The following is a 22385-nucleotide window of genomic DNA, read 5'->3' on the forward strand; positions in this document are numbered from 1 at the left end:
AACACACTGGTTCCTGGACACTGTCGTTCAACTCTTAACACACGACACTCCAATCATTATAGCGGTGACACTGGCTGCAATCTCCCGTATTGGATGTGTCGACGTGCTTACCGTTTCCGGTCCACATCAAAGATCTTGCCTTCGGCTTCATCTTCGTCCGTTTTATTCGAGTTTTGAATAATGATTAGCGGATCGAACTGAATCCAGGCTGACGCGGTTGAGGCGAAGGTGGTGATGATGTGACCCAAGCGAAATGCCCAGACAACCACACCGGTGCTAATTACCGTCCACTTGGCAGGTTCGGAAAACGAAAAACTGTTCTGATTGATCTCTTGGTCGGCTGACACAATATCTTCGCTCGGTAACAAGAAGCCGTCTCCCAATCTACGCGAAGCTAGACGCATAGCCTGGTCGTCATCATGATAACGGCCTTCGAACCCCGAGACGGTCACCGGACTCCAGCTGAGACCGCTCAAGTTCAGCGCCGCTTGTACGACGCCTGCATCGTGACTCCTGGCTACCTCCGCCTGAGCGCTGACCCCAAGACTGTCGGTCATTCCGTGAGACTCGGTATGCGGACTATTTTGTTGCCGAGCCGCTTCGCTTCCTTGCATGTTTCCCACGGGTCCGGTAGTCGGCTGGGATGGATCTTCCTTGACACTAGAAGGCGTAGAGGATGTTGTGGACGTTGAGTTCGCGTCACTGCTGCTGGTGCCGGATGAACCCGTGCTGGATGAACCTGTGTTGTTTGAACTGCTGGCCCCAGAATTACCACCGGTCATGTCGCCTCCAATTATGGCCGGCGGAAGAGTGACATCGACTGTGATGGTTGCCAGCGAACTGAGCGAGCCATCAGATACTTGATACGTAAAGTAATCCCGCCCCACAAATCCGGCAGCGGCAGAATACACAATGGCCCCGTCGACTGCGATAACCACAGTACCATTTCCAGGTCCTTGCGCAATACTAACGAGCGTCCCATCCCCATCAGGATCGCTGATACCAGCTTGAATGGTGGAGGCGTTGACACTCAAGCTTTGTACATTGGATGTACTGAAGCTGAAATCGCTAGCCGTTGGCGTCTCGTTCACGTTAGTGACCTGAATGGTAAAGCTCTGCTGCACCCCAGAACCGTCCTGTGAAGACGCTTGGATCAAGATTGTAAACTGGTTAGTGACTTCAAAATTGAGGCTAGCGCCTGCTGCTACCGATACCAACCCAGTCTGACTATTGATCGCAAAGCGGCCGCCGGCGTTATCCAGCAAAGCGAACGTTACACTGCTCAGCGTGGCATCAGCATCGCTGGCATGAACATCGATACCTACACTGGTACCAGCCACACTGTTCTCAGCGACTGTATTGGGGCTGGCATCGTTATCAAGCAACGCTGACACATCAAATTCGTCGATATCCCCTATCGCGATTACCGTTGTTTGCGTAGTGAACGAACCGTCAGAACTGGTGGCCCGCATCGTAAGGCTGTAGCTGGCGGCGTCTTCGCGATCAACATAGCCCGCAACCGTGACCAAACCAGATGCACTGTTAATCGCAAAACGACCACCTGCATCGTCGTCTAACGAATAGAAAACACTATCGGTACCGTCGGGATCGAAAGCGAACGCTGTTAGTCCTACGCTGGATCCAATCACTGCATTCTCAAGCGTGAAATTGGCAGCCGAGTCGGAATCGCTGATCGGCGAGACAGTCGCTTCGCTGACATCCAGCAAGAAGATTGACCAATCCTGCGTCGCAATCGACCCATCTGCGGAAGTCGCCCGCACCGTAATCACATGGCTAACAGCCGCCTCGTAATCCAACAAGCTGCCGTTGGCAACCGTGACTTGCCCAGTGCTGGCGTCGATCGCAAACCGACCGCCAGCATTGCTGTCCAGCGCGTAGGTTATTGTATTGGCGGTAGCATCCAGATCATACGCATACGCTGTTATACCTACGGCAGTACCATTGACCGCATTCTCATACACTGCGTTCACAGCCGCATCCATATCGACCGGATTCGTGACACTAAACTCATCGAGATCATTGATGGTGATAGTGAACGATTGCGTAGCCGTCGACCCGTCGCTCGAAGCTGCCTGTACGGTGATCGAGCGGCTGGCACCATGCACTTCGCGATTGATGGCCGCGGCCGTAGTGATCACACCAGTGTTGGTGTCGATCTGGAACAGATTGTCCGGGTTGCTGGTAAGTGTATAGGTGATCGTGCTGGTCGTCGCATCCAGATCGAACGCATTGGCGGTGACGCCGACCGCGGTGCCAATCGCGACGTTTTCATCGACCTCGTCGGTTGCGATATCGGTGTCGGTTGGTGCGGTGACGTTGAACTCGTCCAGGTCGTTGATGGTGATGTTGAACGACTGCGTAGCGGTCGAGCCGTCGCTGGAAGCGGCCTGGACAGTGATGGAGCGGCTGGCACCATGCACTTCGCGATTGATGGCCGCGGCCGTGGTGATCACGCCGGTGTTGGTATCGATCTGGAACAGGTTGTCCGGGTTGCTGGTAAGCGTATAGGTGATCGTGCTGGTCGTCGCATCCAGATCAAACGCATTGGCGGTGACGCCGACCGCGGTGCCAATCGCGACGTTTTCATCAACTTCGTCGGTTGCGATATCGGTGTCGGTTGGTGCTGTGACGTTGAACTCGTCCAGGTCGTTGATGGTGATGTTGAACGACTGCGTAGCGGTCGAGCCGTCGCTGGAAGCGGCCTGGACAGTGATTGAGCGGCTGGCGCCATGCACTTCGCGATTGATGGCTGCGGCCGTGGTGATCACGCCGGTGTTGGTATCGATCTGGAACAGGTTGTCCGGGTTGCTGGTAAGCGTATAGGTGATCGCGTTGGTCGTCGCGTCCAGATCAAACGCATTGGCAGTGATGCCGACCGCTGTACCAATTGCCACGTTTTCATCAACTTCGTCTGTAGCGCTGTCGGTATCAGTCGGAGTCGTGACGTTGAACTCGTCGAGATCGTTGATGGTGATAGTGAACGACTGCGTAGCTGTCGACCCATCGCTTGATGCTGCTTGGAGGGTGATGGACCGGCTGGCGCCGTGCACTTCGCGATTGATGGCAACAGCCGTGGTGATCACGCCGGTGTTGGAGTCGATCTGGAACAGGTTGTCCGGGTTGCTGGTGAGTGTATAGGTGATCGTGTTGGTCGTCGCGTCCAGATCAAACGCATTGGCAGTGATGCCGACCGCTGTACCAATTGCCACGTTTTCATCAACTTCGTCTGTAGCGCTGTCGGTATCAGTCGGAGTCGTGACGTTGAACTCGTCGAGATCGTTGATGGTGATAGTGAACGACTGCGTAGCTGTCGACCCATCGCTTGATGCTCCTTGGACGGTGATGGACCGGCTGGTGCCGTGCACTTCGCGATTGATGGCAACAGCCGTGGTGATCACACCGGTATTGGAGTCAATCTGGAACAGGTTGTCCGGGTTGCTGGTAAGTGTATAGGTGATTGTGTTGGTCGTCGCGTCCAGATCAAACGCATTGGCGGTGACGCCGACCGCGGTGCCAATCGCGACGTTTTCATCGACCTCGTCGGTTGCGATATCGGTGTCGGTTGGTGCTGTGACGTTGAACTCGTCCAGGTCGTTGATGGTGATAGTGAACGACTGCGTAGCTGTCGAGCCGTCGCTTGATGCTGCTTGGACGGTGATGGAGCGGCTGGCGCCATGCACTTCGCGATTGATGGTCGCGGCCGTGGTGATCACGCCGGTGTTGGTATCGATCTGGAACAGGTTGTCCGGGTTGCTGGTAAGCGTATAGGTGATCGCGTTGGTCGTCGCATCCAGATCAAACGCATTGGCGGTGACGCCGACCGCGGTGCCAATCGCGACGTTTTCATCAACTTCGTCGGTTGCGATATCGGTGTCAGTTGGTGCGGTGACGTTGAACTCGTCGAGGTCGTTGATGGTGATGTTGAACGACTGCGTAGCGGTCGAGCCGTCGCTGGAAGCGGCCTGGACAGTGATCGAGCGGCTGGCGCCATGCACTTCGCCATTGATGGCCGCGGCCGTAGTGATCACACCAGTGTTGGTGTCGATCTGGAACAGATTGTCCGGGTTGCTGGTAAGTGTATAGGTGATCGCGTTGGTCGTCGCATCCAGATCGAACGCATTGGCGGTGACGCCGACCGCGGTGCCAATCGCGACGTTTTCATCGACCTCGTCGGTTGCGATATCGGTGTCGGTTGGTGCGGTGACGTTGAACTCGTCCAGGTCGTTGATGGTGATGTTGAACGACTGAGTAGCCGTCGACCCATCGCTTGATGCTGCTTGGACGGTGATGGACCGGCTGGTGCCATGCACTTCGCGATTGATGGCCGCGGCCGTGGTGATCACGCCGGTGTTGGAGTCGATCTGGAACAGGTTGTCCGGGTTGCTGGTAAGTGTATAGGTGATCGTGTTGGTCGTCGCGTCCAGATCAAACGCATTGGCGGTGATGCCGACCGCTGTACCAATTGCCACGTTTTCATCAACTTCGTCTGTAGCGCTGTCGGTATCAGTCGGAGTCGTGACGTTGAACTCGTCGAGATCGTTGATGGTGATAGTGAACGACTGCGTAGCTGTCGACCCATCGCTTGATGCTCCTTGGAGGGTGATGGACCGGCTGGCGCCGTGCACTTCGCGATTGATGGCCGCGGCTGTAGTGATCACGCCGGTGTTGATGTCGATCTGGAAAAGGTTGTCCGGGTTGCTGGTAAGTGTATAGGTGATCGTGTTGGTCGTCGCGTCCAGATCAAACGCATTGGCGGTGATGCCAACCGTTGTGCCAATCGTCACGTTCTCATCGACTGCGTCTGCGGCTGAGTCGGTGTCAGTTGGAGCGGTGACGTCGAACTCGTCGACGTCACCTATCTGAATGGTAAAGCTTTGAGTCGAGGTGGAGTTATCTGAACTAGTGGCGCGGACGATGACGTTATAACTCGCAGCCATTTCGCGATCGATAGCGGCAGCTACAGTAACCACACCGCTGCTGGCGTTGATACCGAATCGACCGCCCGCATTGTTGTCAAGGCTGTAAGTTACCGTATCCGTTCCATCTGCGTCTGTAGCCAGGCCAGTCAAACCCACAACGGAACCTACTGTGGCGTTCTCGATGACGTAGTTGTTGGCCGCGTCGCTATCGCTGACGGCTGAGACGGCCGACTCATTAACGTCGGTCAGACTAATCGTGAAATCCTGAGTGGCAGAGGAACCGTCCTGGGATGTTGAGCGGACGGTAATCAAGTGAAAAGCCGCCGTTTCATAATCCAAAAGTGAAACATTGGCCACGGTCACGACACCAGTTGTCGTGTTGATGGCAAAGCGGCCGCCAGCGCTATCGTCCAAGCTATACGTCACAACATTGCCAGTCGCATCAGCATCGCTGGACGAGGCTGTGATACCGACCAACGTGCCATCGGCCGCATCTTCAGCAATTGTGTTGCTCGCGCCGTTGACATCGACAGGCGCCGTAACGGAGAACTCGTTCAGATCATTAATGCCAACCAGGAATTGCTTGTCATAATACGCTCCGGCTGTGTCGGTCACGCGAACCGTTAGGCTGTGTGAAGCGGCCGACTCGCGGTTGAGCAAACTGCCATTGGCGACGCTGATCAAGCCAGAATTGTCGATTGTGAAGCGTCCTCCGGCGGAGTCTATGAGGCTATAGGTAAAGCTTTCGCCTGAATCAACGTCCTGTCCGCCGACTGAACCGACTCCAGTTCCATCGCTCGCATTCTCGTCGACATTTAAAGCAGCCGCAGTGATATCATGCGGAGAATCGTTGGCACCTTGAATGGTTATCGTGATCTGCGTTGTGCTGGCAAGGCCATGGCCGTCTTGCATTGTGTAAGTGAACACATCTAGTAGCGTGTCGCTCAGCGAGCGCAAAGCCTGGACGGCGGTGTGGTTGTTATTGACCGTGTAACTATACGTTCCGTCTGCATTGATCGTTAAGTCACCATAGGTGCCGCTAACGCCTTGGCCAACGTTGGCCGAGGCGCTGGAGAGCGAGCCAGCGACCACGCCTGTGACAGTCTGGGTGTCGCCCGTATCTACATCGGTATCGTTGTTCAGCACATTTCCAGTTGGGTTGGTACCGGGCGCAGCATTGGCTGCACCACCGGCCTCCACGGCTATGTCCGTATCACTATTGGCAACAGGGTCGTCATTGAGCGATGTAACAGTCAGGCTGACCGTGCCGAAGGCGTTGCTGATCGGCGTCGTGCCACCATTGAAGCCACTACCGACCGATACCTTGGTCCCCACCGCTCCGCTCGTCTGATCCCAAGCACGGAAGGTGAAGCTGGCAGCCGTTCCGTTTTGGCTATCGGGTAACAAGCGAACGCGATCTGTGTCACGCAGCAGCAAGGCCTGGTTGTTTGAAACCACTCCGATGTTCAACCAGGACGCGCCGTCATCGAGCGAGTACTGCCAGGTACCTCCGCCACCATCCGCGCTGCGAATGGCCATGCCTTCCATTGATCCGGCACCATCGACGTCAGTAATTGCATCACCCGCTACGGAAGCAATGATGGAAGCGACCGTCTGACCACTGTTGTTGACGGCGTCTTCAGTGATGGTCGTCATCGTAAAGACTGAGGCAGTATCCAACTCGGGCGCATCGTTAACGGCGGTCATCGCGATAGTAGCTGTCGCCAGGTTGCTGACGGCAAACGCATCCGTCACTTGAACTGTGATCAAACGAGTGGTCGTCGTGGGGGCTTCACTGGAGTTGTCGTAGGTTATCGAGCGCAACACTTGTTGATAGTGGGCTGGTGTGTCGTTACCAGTCAGCGTCAGCACCCCACTGCCACTGTTGTACGAGGCGGTGATCGATGTGCCTGCCGTGTTCGCTGTTAGTGTCTCCAGCGTGCCGTCCAATAGGTCGGTAATCGAAACTGTCATCGACTGCAGTTGTGCACTGTCAGTATCGGTCAAGCTGGCATCGATATCGCCGATGGCCACTGGGCCGCCGTTTTCAATCCAAGTGTTCGCGAATCCGCTGCCTGTGACTCCTGAACTATTGTTGGCGTCCAAGTCAACTGACGGGGCTTGAGGTCCGACATAGGAAATGGTCAGGTAAGGACGAAGCGTGACATTGCCGTACTCAGATGAATAGAAGTTCCAAGCGTCAGAATCATTGGTCAGGAGCGTCCAGCCCAAATTGGTTTGACCATTGGCCCACAGTTGAACATCGGCGGTGAGGTTCGTGAAGGTAACCCACCCACCCTGTGTGGCAGAAATAGTAGCAGTCGCAGCGGCGACAGCTTCCGTTCCGTTGGCCGTAACTCCACCTGTAAGCGTATTCCATGTCGATGCTTCAGACCAACTTGCCAACATGCGATGCAGATCGACGACGGAACCTGATTCGGTATCGTTAGGATGATAGACATAGACCGACAAAGACGCGTCCAAGATGGTGGATCCCGAAAGGATCTGTCCTGGTCCTGTTCCGAACAGAGAATCAAAGCGAATCAATCCTTGTTCGGCAAAGCCGCCCCAGTTATTCAGTTCGACTTCCGTGTTGTTGCCGAAAGAGCTGTTGACCGCGTATTGTCGTACGAAGGTGTCTTGTGTACCCGTGTAGCTGTTGGCACCTTGTTGGAATTGAACGCCGCCAACTTGTACGTAGACTATATCGCTTTCCGTCAAATTGCCTCCGCTGCCGGTATTGCCTAAGTCGTCCACAGCCACAGTAATCGCGGCTGTACCGCTGAAACCGGCGTTGGGCGTGTAGATCAAACCATCCAGAGCGGTATTAATCGCCGATAGTGCTCCGCGAATCTCCATATAACTGTCGGATGTTCCATCACCTGTCAAGAGAGTCAGGCCCGTGGTGGTTGCGAGCGTGGCGGTACCATGGGCTACGGACAGAGTAACTTGGATGATATTGGCACTGGCATCGACATCGGCAATTTGAATCGCATGAGCCCCGCTAAGTGTCAGAGTGCCGTTAACCGGAATGACTTGTGAGCCAGGCATGCTGAGCAGTGGGGCATCGTTGATGGACGTTACCAAGATATCACGACTAACAGTTGTACTGGTTTCGTCGCCGTCGCTGATGGTAAAGCTGACACTCCGGGTGGCGGTTGATGGGCTTTCACTGCTGTTTGTATAGGTCACCGAGCGTAGCGCCGTCACGTAATCCGCTTGGCTGGCCGAACCCGTGAGTGTTAGCGTACCCGTGCCTGCATTCCAAGAGCCAATGATTCCATTTTGATCGACAAAGTCCAGTAGATCTTCACCAGTTGCGTAGTTACTCGTGATCTGCACAGTGGCTGAAGTAAAGGTTGCATCGTCCACATCGGTAACGTCAAGTGTGGAAGTGATTGCAACTGGCGCTGCGTTTTCCGTGTAGGCCAGCGCCGCTGCTTCGATTGTCGTCTGTGTCGGCGCATCGTTGGCACCTTGAATGGTAACGGTAATCTGCGTGGTGCTAGTCAAACCACCGGTATCACGCATGGTGTAGGTGAAAATGTCTTGCAGCGTGTCACCCGCCGTTCGAAGTGCTTGAACAGCAGCGTTGCTATTTTCAACAAGGTAGGTGTAAGAACCATCGGCGGCAATGCTGATCGAGCCGTAAAAACCACTGACGGATACATCAACGGATCCACTAGCAGAAGCCTGAACTCCAGCCATGACCCCGATCACCGTCTTGGTTTCACTTGTGTCGACATCGGTATCGTTGTCGAGAACGTTGCCAGCTGGATTATTTCCGGCGGTGCCATTGGCGATGCCACTGGCCTCCGTTGCATTGGCAGTGTCGGCAATTGAAGCAGGCGCATCATTCACCGAATTAACAGTGAGGGCAGCCACATCGGACGTCGTTGAAAACGCTGTTATTCCACCGTTGGTTGAAGTATCTGCCAAACCACCGTTAGTGCCGCTTGATCGATCCCAAGCTCGGAAAGTAATCGCATCGCTAATGGTGCCGTGATAGTTTGCACTGGGTGCGAAGTACAGCAGCGTCGTGCTATCTGCCGTCAGCAACCGAGCATTTGTATCGCTAACTGCGCCTAGGGCAAACCAGTTGGCTCCATTGTTGATCGAGTACGACCAAGTTCCAAAGCTGGAGTTTGCACCAGTAATGGCAATACCCAGTTGGGCACCAATATCATCATCGGCGGCATTGTCGATCTGGCCCCCAGGCAACTGGAAGTCAATCAAAGTTGCGACCGATTGCACCAACCCAGCGTCTTCGTTCATCGAGTTGAAGGCTGGAGTTCGGCCGGAATCCAGCACTGGTGCATCGTTGATATCGGTGACGACGATCGAAGCCGTTTCGGTGGCCGAACTGAAGGCAGTGGTGCCACCGTTGCTGGAAGTGTCAATCTTGGTACCTGTTGTGCCGCTTGTCTGATCCCAGGCGCGGAAGGTGAAATCTGGATTCGATCCGTTCTCATACAGTGGAAGGAAACGAATGGAGTCGGTGCTTCGTAATAGTAGAGCCGACGAGGTGGAAACGGTACCAATGTCCAGCCAGTTCGAGCCGCCGTCGATCGAGTACTGCCACTTTCCGTAACCTGTATTCAAACTGGTAATGGCGACGCCCTCGATCGCACCCGAGTCAACATCGGTGATTCGATTGCCACCAGCCGACATGATAATATCTGCGACAGTGTTTCCAATGTTGCTAATATCGTCTTCCGTGATTGTCGTCAGCGTCATGTTGCCCGAGTTGTCGAGTACTGGTGCATCGTTAATGGGATTAACGTTAATCAACACGGAATCGACGTTGCTCGTTCCACCGTCTCCGTCGGTCACACTCATTTCCACCGTACGTTGCAGCGAACTCGGACTGTCGCTGACATTGCGGAAGCTAACGCGGTTGGCGACAGCCTGGACAGCCGCGACATCCGCATTGGCCGTGAAGGTGACCACCAAGGGATCTGCAGCTCCGTTGCCACCGCCGATCGTGGCGACGAGTAAACCGTTGATAAACGCTTGCGAACCGACAACTTCGACTTGTCCTGGACCAGTTCCTTGGCTTACCAGGAACAGTCGGTCATCGACTGTGCCGTTGGTTGAAATGGTCGCTGTCAAAACACCACCAGCAAAATCACCCGCATCCACATCACTGATAGTAGACCCGCTACCAATACGGACATGCGAAGCGTTTTCATCGTAGTTGAAAACACTGTTGCTCATGTCGAGAACAGGTGCTTCATTGACATTGGTTAAATTGATCGTGACCGCTTCGCTGTAGGTCAGACTGCCATCGCTGATTTGGACGGTAACGTTATGAGAGTTTGCTGCCTCAAAGTTCAAGAGCGAACCGTCGGTGACCGTGATCTGACCAGTGGATGCGTCGATCGCAAAACGTCCGCCTGCATCGTCGGTCAAACTGTAAGTCAGCGTTGCGCCAGCATCGACGTCGTACCCTCCAACGGTCCCTACCACGGTCGTGTTTGCGGAGTTCTCGGCGACCGAGAGTGCAGGTCGGTTTTCGACGATAGAAAGATTGTCGACGCCCCAACTCTCATTGGCTGCGGGGCTGTCCAGGTTGCTGGAGAAACCCAAACGAATGTTTGAGGCAGTCGTGTTGACCGTGAATGAGTATCGCCTGATCTCGTCCTCGAAACCTCCATCGCCGCCGAGATTGGTAGCACCCGTGGTGAGTTGTTGTGTGATGGCAAATTCGCCCTCACGACCAACGTACATATTCCCGTAAACGTCCAGCCACAGGTCCTGCGAGCAGTACTCCACGCCATCGATCCAGACCTTGAACGCTTCGCCATCCCAAGTATCGAGTTCGTACATATCAAAGGTGATCGTGACGCTCGATTGTGATCCGGACAGGCTGAAGTCCTTGAAGATCTGCGTCGCACCGTTTTCATTGCCCCAGCCGCCGAGATAGTTCGTGAGCGTACCGCCTCCGGACACTGTTTGATTGTTACTCCAGCCGCTCGCTCCACTTTCAAAGTTTTCGGACGCCACAGTTACTGGAATGCGTATATCACTCGGAGCCTCATTCACACTAGTTACGGTGATGAAATAAGCTTGGGTGGCGGAACTACCGTCGCTGCTGGTTGCGCGAACGACGATCGTTTCGAAGAACTGATTCTCTGCGTTCAATGCTCCCGCAACCGTGACAACCCCAGTTGACCCATCGATCGCATAACGTCCGCCCGCGCTGAAGTCCAACGAGTAGGTAACGGTATCGCCTGAGTCGACATCCGTTGCTAGAGCGGTTATGCCTACGGTCGTGCCAATGGTCGCATCCTCTGCGACGGTATTAGCACTCGCATTGGTATCGCTGAGTGGACCGATGTTATCGTTAACGGCCGTAACGGTGATCAGGGCCGTTTCGGTCGCTGTACTGAACGCAGTCGTAGTCCCATTCGCACTGACATCCACTTTCGAGCCGACTGTGCCGCTGGTTTGGTCCCAGGCTCGGAAGTCAAATGAGGCTGTAGTAGCGTTCTCACCATTAGGGACGAAGCGCAACATGTCGGTGCTACGCAGTAGCAACGCCGAACTACCAGATACGGTACCGATCGATGTCCAATTACTTCCGCTGTCTGTTGAGTATTGCCACGATCCATTGCCATTGGTGGTCGCCGTGATAGCGATTCCTTCAATTGCACTCGTGTCGGCATCAGTGATTCGATCGCCACCCGCACTGGAAATGATTGAAGCGACTGTTTGCCCTCCGTTGGTTGTTTGATCTTCGGTGATCGTCGTCAGAGTTATTGTGCCCGTATTGTCCAGGACAGGTGCATCATTGACTGCAGTAATGCTAACAGTGACGTTGCCGGTCGCAGTTAAGGCTCCACCGGTTCCTTGAGAACTCGAGTTGCCGTCGTTGAATGTCCAGTTCACTTGCATGCTCGCTGGTGGTGCGTCGCTACTGTTACTGTAGGCAATCTGACGCATGGCCGAGTTGACGAGCGTTTGCGTGGCGCTGCTGTTGAATGTCAAAACCAACGACCCGCTGCTGTTGGTAGTCACTGTACCGATAGTCGTACCGCCAACGACAAGATTGCCCCCTTGGGTAAGCGCGCTCAGCGTACCCGATGCAGAGAAGACATCCTGTGAATTCGCGCCACCGTTGCGAACGAGCGTTAACGTGGCCCCGCTGAAGTTATTCGTGCTCGATAGCTCGGCATCCAGTATCTGAACATTGCTATCCAGAACGACTGCTGTGCCATTTTCCGTGTAGCTAACGGTTCCGCCAAGCGTGTCGGATGGGTTGAAGGTGGTGTCAGCTGAGCCATCTGAGTTGTAGCGAGCGATGGCCAAGTCATAGGTGCCAGCTTGGGTTGTCGAACCTGCGAGAACAATCTTCCCGTCGGCTTGAACGAACATCCGAGTCCCGCGGTCGTCGGTAGTCGCATTAAAGTTGGTCGCGGCGATACCTGTACTATTGAACGTAGTATCGAGGCTACCGTCGGAATTGTAGCGAACTACGGTGAAATCATTACCAGCGACACTGGCATAGCCGCTGACCAAGATCTTACCATCGGCTTGGACTTTCACGTCATTACCAAAGTCGCTCGAAGAGCCGATTTGGGTCATGACTCCGCCGCCGCTACCGAAGGTTGCGTCGAGCGAACCGGTCGAGGTTAAGCGAATGAGGCCAACGTCGGATGTTCCAAGCAGGTTGGTAAAGCCTGTCACCAGAATTCTGCCATCTGCCTGAACGGCCACACCGTAACCAATATCGGTGCTGCCGCCGCCGAAATCGATGTTGACCCGACCAGTCGAGTTGAAAGTAGTATCCAGCGAACCATCGCTGTTGTAACGAGCAACCGCATAGTCGGTGAACGTTGTGTTGTTGTAGGACTGCCCAGCGAGGAGGAACTTGCCATCCGTCTGCAGCACAATGCTTCGACCGGTGTCGCTACTGCCCGCGAAATCGGTTGTGACTCGCCCCGACGTTCCAAACGAGGTGTCGAGCGATCCGTTGCTGTTGAATCGGGCGACCAGGAAATCGCCGCCATTGGTTCCACCGACGAGGATCTTGCCATCGCTTTGGATGGCCATGCTGTAGCCGGTATCTTCACCCGCGCTACCCGACATGGCTTTACCCGTCCCGCCACCGAAGCTGGTGTCGAGCGAGCCATCGGAGTTGTACTGAACGAACGCAATATCGTTGCTACCCCCGTTGATCGCGTAGCCTTGCACCAGGATCTTTCCGTTGGAGAGCACGCGGATGTCTTGAGCTTCATCGGCACCTGTTCCGACCGTGGTGATGACATAGCCATTTCCGCTGCCGAAGGTTGTGTCCAGCGAGCCATCGTAGTTGTAGCGAGCCACGGCGAAGTCGCGAGTTCCGTTGACATCGCTCCAACCCGCCATGACGTACTTGCCATCCGTCTGTTGCGCCACAGCGTTGCCGAACTCCATGCCGGCCTGCGTTGTGTAGTTGCGGCCATTGCCAACCGAGAAAGTCGGTGCTTCGTTGCTGCTGCTAAGGCTGACTGTGATGGCTTCCGAATAGCTGTTTCCGGATGCATCGGAGACCTGAACAACAATCGTTCGAGTCGGCGCGGAGTCCGCGTCGAGTTGAGCGCTGTTGGTAACGGTGATTTCACCGGTGTTGCTGTTGATCGCAAACGCACCGCCAGGATTGCTGGTCAGGCTGTAGGTGAAGTTGCTAATTACTTCGCTGGCGTCCCATTCGATGACGTAGAACGAACTGGTCGCACTCCCGACGTCATTCCAGGACCCAGTGGAGCGTGTGAGCATCGCAAAGTCTTCAGCTCCGCCGGAATCGCTTGGCTCGCCGGCCGTCCAGTTGGACCACTGGTTGGCTTGTTGGGTACCCGCGGCACCTCCGATCCAGAACGTTGAGCCACTGGCACTTCCGGTTTGCCATCGCCAGGTGCCTTCGGTGGTCGAATCGGTTGCTCCGATGAAGACGTTCTCGCCAAGGGATTGCGCAAACGATTGCACCAGACTGTTTTCGTACTGCGAGCCAATCGTGACCAATTGACCGCTGACTCCATTGACCGTCGCGGTAGTCGCGGCGGTGCGTGCTGTGGCCCAGGTCGCGTAGGTTCCAACGGAACGATAGAACTTGCCCGTGGCAGCATCGTAGCTGAGCGTTGCATCGTTGTTGAGGATCGTGGTGACGGCGGCGGGGATTTCGATGACGCGGATGTCGCCGATGACAGGTCCAGTATTTCCGCCAGCCGTATCGAGCGAGGCAAAATCGAGCTCGGTCGAAGCGTCGGTTGCAGTAAAGGTAAACGACCGATTGGCAAACAGCATGTTACTGGTTGACCAACCTGCCGGTTGCGTCATCGAAAAGTCTTGACTGGTGCCGTCCGCACTGACACGCAAATCCTTGACCGCATCACCACCTCCCCAGTGCCCTGACATCGCAAAAACAACTTGATATTGCCGACCGGCCACGGTGTCGAGCGTCTGATAAATCCCGCCTGCCGTCGATCCGTTCAGATCGACCGTGCGGCCTCCCAGTGGCGATGCTTGGGTTTCAGTGCCGTGGTAACTGACGTTGCCCAATCGAACCGTCCAGTTTCCGAATGACTGACCGACGGAATAGTCCACGTACGTACCCGGGTTGGGGCCCTCGAGGAACAGTCCATCATTGACAATATCGTTGCTGACATTCGGATCGCTTGGCAGGACAAACCCAACACTGGTTCCGTTGGTGGCATTTTCGCTGACATACAAATCGCCCACCGGTGTGCTGGCGGTAAAGCCCGCTCCGGTTGCATGTCCAATGTTCAAGTTGTTGCCGCTGACAGCATCAACGACTTGACTCGATCCGTTAAGACCATCCATCTGCCAATTGGCAATCAGACCGGATGGAAGACTGCCTGCCGCAAACTTGTTTTGATAGTTCAGAGCAATTTCCGCTTCGCTGCGGACCTGGTTCCATATGCGGACGTCGTACAGAGTGCCCTTGAAGGCTTCGGCACTTTCGAACCCGCCGCCCAGGGCATCCTGTTCCTGGCCAATGATCAACGTGCCGCCCGCGTCAATCGTCGCACCAACGGCATGCCCCGTGCCAGTAGCTGCCAGGTCGCCGTCCAAATAGATGTGCCATGAACCGGCCGTGTTGTCCCAGCTAAACGCCAGGCTATGGATATCCCCGTCATTAAAGGCACTCTGATTCACTGCCGTGGCAACAGAGCTCCCATTGATGTGAAATGCCAGGTTTCCACTGGAATTCACGTAGAGATTGAATTCATTCGATTGCGAAGCAGATGCATAGGAGGCAAATGTGGCTCGCGGACCGCTCTCAATCCGAAACGTGGTTTCGAATGTCATTGATGTCAATCCACCCATCACGGCGCCACCATTGGCGGCACTCAAATAGGCATCATTTCCGCCGTCGGTGTTCAGCTCGATACCGCTCGAAAGACTCGTCGGCGCGTTGGATTGTTCTGTTAGGTCACTTAACGAAACTGTGAACGCTCTGTCGAACGTCGCACCGCTGCCATCGGTTACTCGAACGGTCAGCGTGTGACTGGTCTGTGATTCGAAGTCCAGCAGCGAACCATTCGCGACCGTGATGACACCGGAGTCACTGTTGATGGCAAAGGCGCCAGCGACGGTCTGGGACGTGATCGAATACGTAACGGCGTTTGTTGCGTCGAGGACATCATCGGCATTCCATTCGACGACGTAGAAACCTTGGGTCGCCGAAGACGAACTATCATTCCACTGACCAGCGGTATTGATTTCCAGGAAGTCTTCGTTACCACCCCAATCATTTGGCTCGGCGGATTGGAAGTTGGTATAGCTGTCGTTCACAGCGTAGCCAGAATTCGAACCCTGCCAGAATTGATTGCCAGCGGTGGTTCCCGAGTACCAGAGCCAAACGCCCTCATTGAGCGAGTCGCTGCCGCCCAGCCAAGCAGTTCCCGTTAGCATACTGGTGATGAGGGAATTCTCTGTTGCAGATGTGATCGTAGCCAACTGGCCACCAACCCCATTGAGCGCGGTGGAAGTGGCGCCAGTCTGAGCTCCGGACCAGGTACCAGAGCTCGATATGACTTTATAGAACTGTTGAGTTTCAGCGCTGTACCGTAGGCTTGTATCGGCAGACAACAGGGCAGCAATTCTCACTTCACGATTGAGGTCCGTGCCATTGACGGTTCCCAAGATCGTTCCTGTCGTAGAGTTCTCATTAGCCTCGAGAGAAAGGGTTGGTGTGGATGCAGTAAACGATGGCGATGTCATCTGACGAGCGGTCAGGCTATTGCCACTGACAGCATCGGTGATCACTCCGGCGGTCGACAGATCATTCATTCGCCAGTTGGCAACCATCCCGCTTTCGTTGAACGGAAGCGTGCTTCGATAGTTGGCTGCAATCTCATTCGCAGTTCGAACGTCGTTGAAGAATCGGACGTCGTAGAACGTACCTTTGAACACGCTGCCCGGATTGACCTGCCATGAGTCGCCTCCGGCATCCATATCCTGACCGATGACAAGGGAACCACCCGATGCCAATGTTTGGCCAGTAGCCAGACCCGTACCAGCACCCAGCAGGGTACCATCGAGATAAATGGACCAGGCACCGCTGGTCTGACTCCAGGTCGCAGTCATGGAGTGGCGATTACCATCAAAGATGGCGTCCACGTCCGCAGTTGAGATGCTAGTAACTACCCCATTGATCTGCAGGGTAATGAGCTCCGTTGCCCCGGATTTGAAGGCTCCAAAGTACAATACGTCGCCATCAGTGGGCGTCGCGTACGACGCGAATGTGTACTGTCGGCCATCGACAATTGTCTCTGCCTGGAAGTCGAACTCCATGGAGAACTGAGTCAGGCCGCCGAGGATCGAACTGCCGTTGGCGGCTTCAAGATACGTGCTGTTTCCCGAACCGCTGTTGATGGTAACTCCGCCATCCATTGTCGAAGTCAAAGCGCTGTTCGACGGATCCGAATTGCCTGCAGAAGCCGTCGCGACGATTGATTGAGAGAACTCTGACGTGTTGGATGACCGCGTGGTGGTGGCTGTGACCAGCTCACCGGCAGCTACTGTGGCAGACAGCGAAACATTTGTGAACGTTGCATCGCCGCTTCCATTGGTACTCACAGTTGTCGAACCGATATAGCGCCGGCCCTGGCGTGTATTGACCGTGCCTGTTGACGGAGTCGCGTAGAAGTGAATCAGTACGCCTGCCGTGCTGGCGAGTGTGTTGAGCGTACCGCTGATCGTAACGGTCGAACCGTTGGTCGCGGCAGACGTTAGAACAGGAGTGTTCTGCAGCGTGTTTGGCCCGGAATCGGCATCCAGGTTATCGTTGGCCGTGACACCGGATGTCCCAAGATCAATCCCAAGACCTCGGTTGTCATAGATGGAGTTGCCGATGATGCTGTTGCTGGCTCCTGCGGTCGAAGATATGCTCACTCCACTTTGCCAGGTTGCGTTGAGGCGACCACTATCGACAACGGTGTTTCCCTGTCCGGCCGTTGTGCCACCGATCGTGGTGCTCGCCGCCCCATTTTCAAGGAGAATACCACTCTCTCCCGATCCCTGGATAACTGTCCCAGCGATATTGATACCGATAAAGTTACCAAGAATCGATGTGCCTGTGGATGCGCCATCGATCTCAATGCCAACATAACGCGAGCCAAGAATCACGTTGCCCAGACTGATGCCTCCGATGACCGTATTGTCAGCACCGCCGCTGATATAGATTCCATCCCCTCCGTTGCCGAGAACCGTGACACCGTCCGCGGCCAGACCTATCCAGTTATTTTGAATGGTGTTGCCGTCGGTTGTTTCGCCGTCAATATGAACGCCGTCCTGTCCATTCCCGGCGATGATGTTTCGACGCGCTGCGCCGGATCCTCCGATCAGGGTTCCCGTCGCGCTGGCTTCAACACGTATCCCGTCAAACGTATTACCACGAGCAGCATTTCCCGATGTAGTCGTACCGATCAAGTTGCCATAGATCATCGTGCCTGTCGTGCCAGCGGTGTCGACGATGATCCCGTTGGCATTGCCACTAATGGTATTCGCTTCGGTAGCATCGTTGCTTCCGTCGGCATTCGTTCCGATCAGCGTGCTGGTCGAAGCTCCGGTTACTAAGATGCCGTGCAGCGCATTGCCTAGTATCGTGGAGCCATCGGACCCCAGCCCAATAATGTTGCCCTGAATCTGAGCCGAAGTAGCCCCGCTACCAACCAAAACTCCCAACGAACCGTTGGCTGAAACAACATTGTTCGCGAGTAGATTGCCGGTTCCAGATCCCCAGAACGAGAAGCCACCATTCACGTTGCCCAGACCGGTCAAACCAGTTGCATCGGTGCCGATATAGTTGCCGGATACTGTGTTGTTTGTCGACGTCAAGCTCTGGATTTCAACTCCATAGTGATTGTTACCGGAAAAGACATTTCGCGCACCGGCCAGTGTAGAGTCGCCAATCTGATTGCCGCTGGAGCCATTGAGCAGAACGAAGCCTGATTGCGCCGTATTGGACGTCCATCCATTGATATCCGTTGTACCTGCGGAATTGGTACCGACGTAGTTCCCGTAGACATAGCTGTTGTCAACGTTGTCGAAATAGATTCCTTGTTGCGTATTTCCCGAGATCACATTGCGGCTGGAGGTGCTGGTCCCACCGATGGTAAGTCCAGTGCTATTGATCGCGTACAAGCCCCGCAGCGAATTGGCAGATGCGCTGTTACCCGTGTTGCTCAAACCGATCCAGTTCCCCTCAATAACGTTGTTGTTAGATGAGTTGATCTCGATTCCGTCGCCGGTGAATCGATTGATGATAAAGCCGCGAATCGTGCTGCCGCTGCTGCCCGATGCCAAGCGAAATCCATCTTTGGTGGTGCCTGTGTTACCACCGTTGAGTTCGATCACTGGTGTCGAACTGTAACCTGACTGTGTCCACGCGTCGATCTTTACAGCATCAGTGATGTCGGCTAGGCCTATCGTTCCAATGGTAATCGTTTGGATGCCTGATCCGCTGATGGCAAAATTGATTTCATCGACGATACCATTTACGTTGCGAGTCGCGTTGGCAGCCAAAATGGCTTCTCGTAACGAAATGGCATTGTCGCCGCCTTGGTTGGCCCGCAGGGCCAGCGTGGATGTCGTCGTGCCGCCAGTTGTGTCGCCTGTGGTGGTTACGAACATTGGCACATCATTTTGCTTCCATGCGAGGTACATAAAATTGACGCCATTCTGATTGACAGTTGCGTCACTGCCAACTTGAAATCCATCAGACTGAAGGGCTTGCGTCTGGTTCGTTGCACCCGCCACGTTGGCGTTGACGTTGTAGCCGGTTGATTCGGTCTTACCAATGGCATAGTTATTGGCTGACGTCGCTTTGACAATGATGAATTCCGATTCAAACCCAACACCCGTAATGTTGCGGTCGTCTACACCGTTGCCCGTGTAAGCCCCTGTCCGAAAGTAGTTGGAATTGTCATTGAATGCAAAATAGTGATAGTTGATCGCGCTTTGATTGGTTGCCAAGGAATTACCCAGCGCGAAACTGTCGCTGCTGAAAGATGTAATGCCTCCCGCATAAGCGCCGTTATTGGAAAGGTCGAATGTACTGGTGGATTGATTGGTGCGGAAGACTGTTTGACTGCTGGATTCTCCCAAGACGAAGGCCGTTTCGGCTTGAAAGCCAACGTTGCTGATGGTTTGAGACGTGCCGTTACCTGTGTACTGGCCAACATCCAAGTTGTCACCAGCACCGAAAGCGACCCAATGATAAGTGATACCGCTGGTGTTGGCGTACGAGTTCGTGCCCACGGTGAAGCCATCGCTCGTGATCGATTGAATTGCATCCGAAATAACCGCGGTGTAAGCCCCGCCGATTTTCGATATATCGCCAGCCATCGTCGATGTGCGAATGATGGTGCCATTGCTGCTCATCACGATGATCACTTCCGCACGAAAGCCGAGACCAGCGATTATGCGATTGTCACTCCCGTTGCCTGTGTAGCTGCCTGAGATCAGCAAGTTGGCTTCGTTGGCGACGATGTTCCCTCCGAACTCCGAGGTCGATCCAAAGATGCCGCCCGACAGATCGACCGTCGCCGTAGCCGTCACAGTACTCCCTGTAGTCAAAGATACTCCGTTCAACGTCGCGCTGATCGATACGTTACCATTGGCATCGGTCGTAACTGATGTCGAGCCTAGATAAATTCTCGCTTCCCCGTAACCCGTGGACTCGGCTGTACCGTAAGGGTTGGAGTAGAACTCGATGCGATAAGTTGTGTTAGCAGTCGAGTTTAGCTTGCCGGTGATCGTTGTATTGCCATTGATGGTCGTCGCCGTCTTTAGCACTGGAAAGTTTTGAAGTCCGTTGGTACCTGAATCATTGTCATTGAAATCGTTGAAGGTTGGCGTTGAATTATTGCCACCCAAGTCGATAGCCATGCTCGAGTTATTGTAGATACTGTTTCCGAGGAACGAGTTGCCAGTACCAGATCCGATCACTTCGATACCGTCGTCTCCGTTGTTAGCGATGGTGTTACCACCTGAAACGCCAGTTCCGCCAACTGTATTGTTGCTGCCTGCAATGGTTATTCCGTCCCATGCATTTCCAATACTAGTAGTTCCGTCGTTAGCCAAGCCAATATAGTTTCCGCGAATCACATTACTACTGCCATCCACCGAGACGCCAGAAGCATTGTTACCCGAAATAACATTTCGCATCGCGGCCGTACTACCACCAATCGTGTTGTTGCTGGAGTGAATATTGAGTCCGTCGCCATCGTTGGCCACCGCGGATGTACCAGCTGCATTCAAGCCAATGATATTGCCTTGGAGAGTCGTGCCTGAAGCGGTCGCGGATAAATGAATGCCTATGGCACCGCCGCCACTGGTGCCAGTGCCGCTTATGACATTTCCCGCCCCCGCATCGCTACCACCGATCATGTTATTGGCAGCGGATGAATAAATACCAAACCAGCGATTGCCCACGTCGCTCGTACCATCAGCACCAATGCCGATGTAGTTGCCACGAATTTGATTGCCTGTGCTGGCTCCGGTTAAGTTGATACCAATATTGGTAGCGCCGGAGATTACGTTCCGATCCAAAGCGGTCGTTCCGCCAATCGTGTTGTTGGTTGCGTTCCACAAGTTCAGACCGTGGACTACGTTACCAGCGGATGTATTACCTGTCACCGAAGTACCGATCCAGTTACCAGCAATCACATGCGAACCAGAATCAGAAATCGAAATGCCATTGGAGAAGCCATGGATAATGAAGCCACGAATCGTGCTGCCGCTACTGGTACTGCCGAGCATGAACCCGTCCGACAGCGTTCCACCTCCACTGAGCACGATTAGTGGTGTGCTCGAAAAATCGGATTCGGTCGTGGCGTTGATGGTTGTTTGGCCGGTGATCGTCGGCAGCAGCGACGTCAGGTTGATGGTGTGCGTGCCAGCGCCGGCAATATTAAAATTGATCGTATCAGCCCCCGCGTTCGCATTGGCATCCAACACGGCTTGTCGTAGCGAACCAGCACCGCTGTCGTTGATGTTGGTCACCGTATAGGTTGCCAACAACCCATCCCATCGATCATCGCTGTTCAGTACGACTGCATGCTGCGTTTCGATCAGGCCAACCTGAAATTCTAAGTCCCAGTCGGCGCCCAATGCGCTCGACCCTGTGGCATCATCGCTGAGCGCTACATCGACATTGAGGAGCGTTGCTAGTTCATGTCCTAGTGCTTGGCCATCAGCCGTACTTGCGACCTGGCAGCCATATATCAACAGGTCCGCGTCAGCGGTCAGTGCGTCTTGCCAGGCGGCAATCTGCTGGCGATGTTCATCCAGCGAGTAGATGTTGATCCAGTCGCTACCCAGTTGGAATTGCCCGCTTCCACCGTGGGTGACCAGGTGTACCGCCGAATAATCATGCTCGGCACCGGCAAAGAAGTTACTGACCTGTTCAATGCCGCTAGCGTTGCGGTCAATCAAGACGACTTCGAGCGAACTGTCATTTGAGTCGAACGTCGTCTGCAGTTGATCTAGCAACTGCTCAAGGTTGTCCAGTCCAGCGTCAACAAACGCTACTTGATTCTTGTGCGGATCGTCGGAGTGACTAATTGCAGGAGCAAGATCGGTTGTCGCAGCGTTTGACGGAGCAATATCGTCCGCATTCAGTTCTGCGTTTACAAGCGCTAGCAGCGAATCAATCTCGCCCTGAGATACTTGGGGATTGACGAATTCCGTCGAGCCATCGAAGTCGATAGGCAAAGCCGTAGCAGAATAGAGCAAACGGTCTTCCAGCCAGCAAGCATCAATTTCCAATGAGTTGGAAGTCGAGCCTGGCCCTAACATGCTTTGAGTCAGTTCGCGCACCCAAGCGAGATATTTCCTAATCATCCCACCCCTCGACTCACGACAGATACGTCCCGCAGTGTCTTCGTTCGACCTGCAACTTGCTGAACGACCACTAAGGGCAACACTTGGTCAAAG

At 54.5% G+C, this 22385-nt stretch carries 1 protein-coding gene; it reads right to left on the reverse strand.

Annotated features, from left to right (window positions below):
- Positions 1 to 107 precede the first annotated feature (107 nt).
- The gene (locus tag SH573x_RS15690; RefSeq protein WP_479356533.1) at positions 108 to 22292 is read right to left on the reverse strand and encodes a cadherin domain-containing protein; all 22185 of its coding nucleotides are present in this window, start codon (positions 22290 to 22292) and stop codon (positions 108 to 110) included.
- Positions 22293 to 22385 lie beyond the last annotated feature (93 nt).

The organism is Rania fehmarnensis (assembly GCF_056494185.1).

Excerpts from the sequence above, each read along its gene's own strand:
- SH573x_RS15690 (WP_479356533.1), bottom strand. The coding sequence starts at position 22,292 with ATGATTAGGAAATATCTCGCTTGGGTGCGCGAACTGACTCAAAGCATG.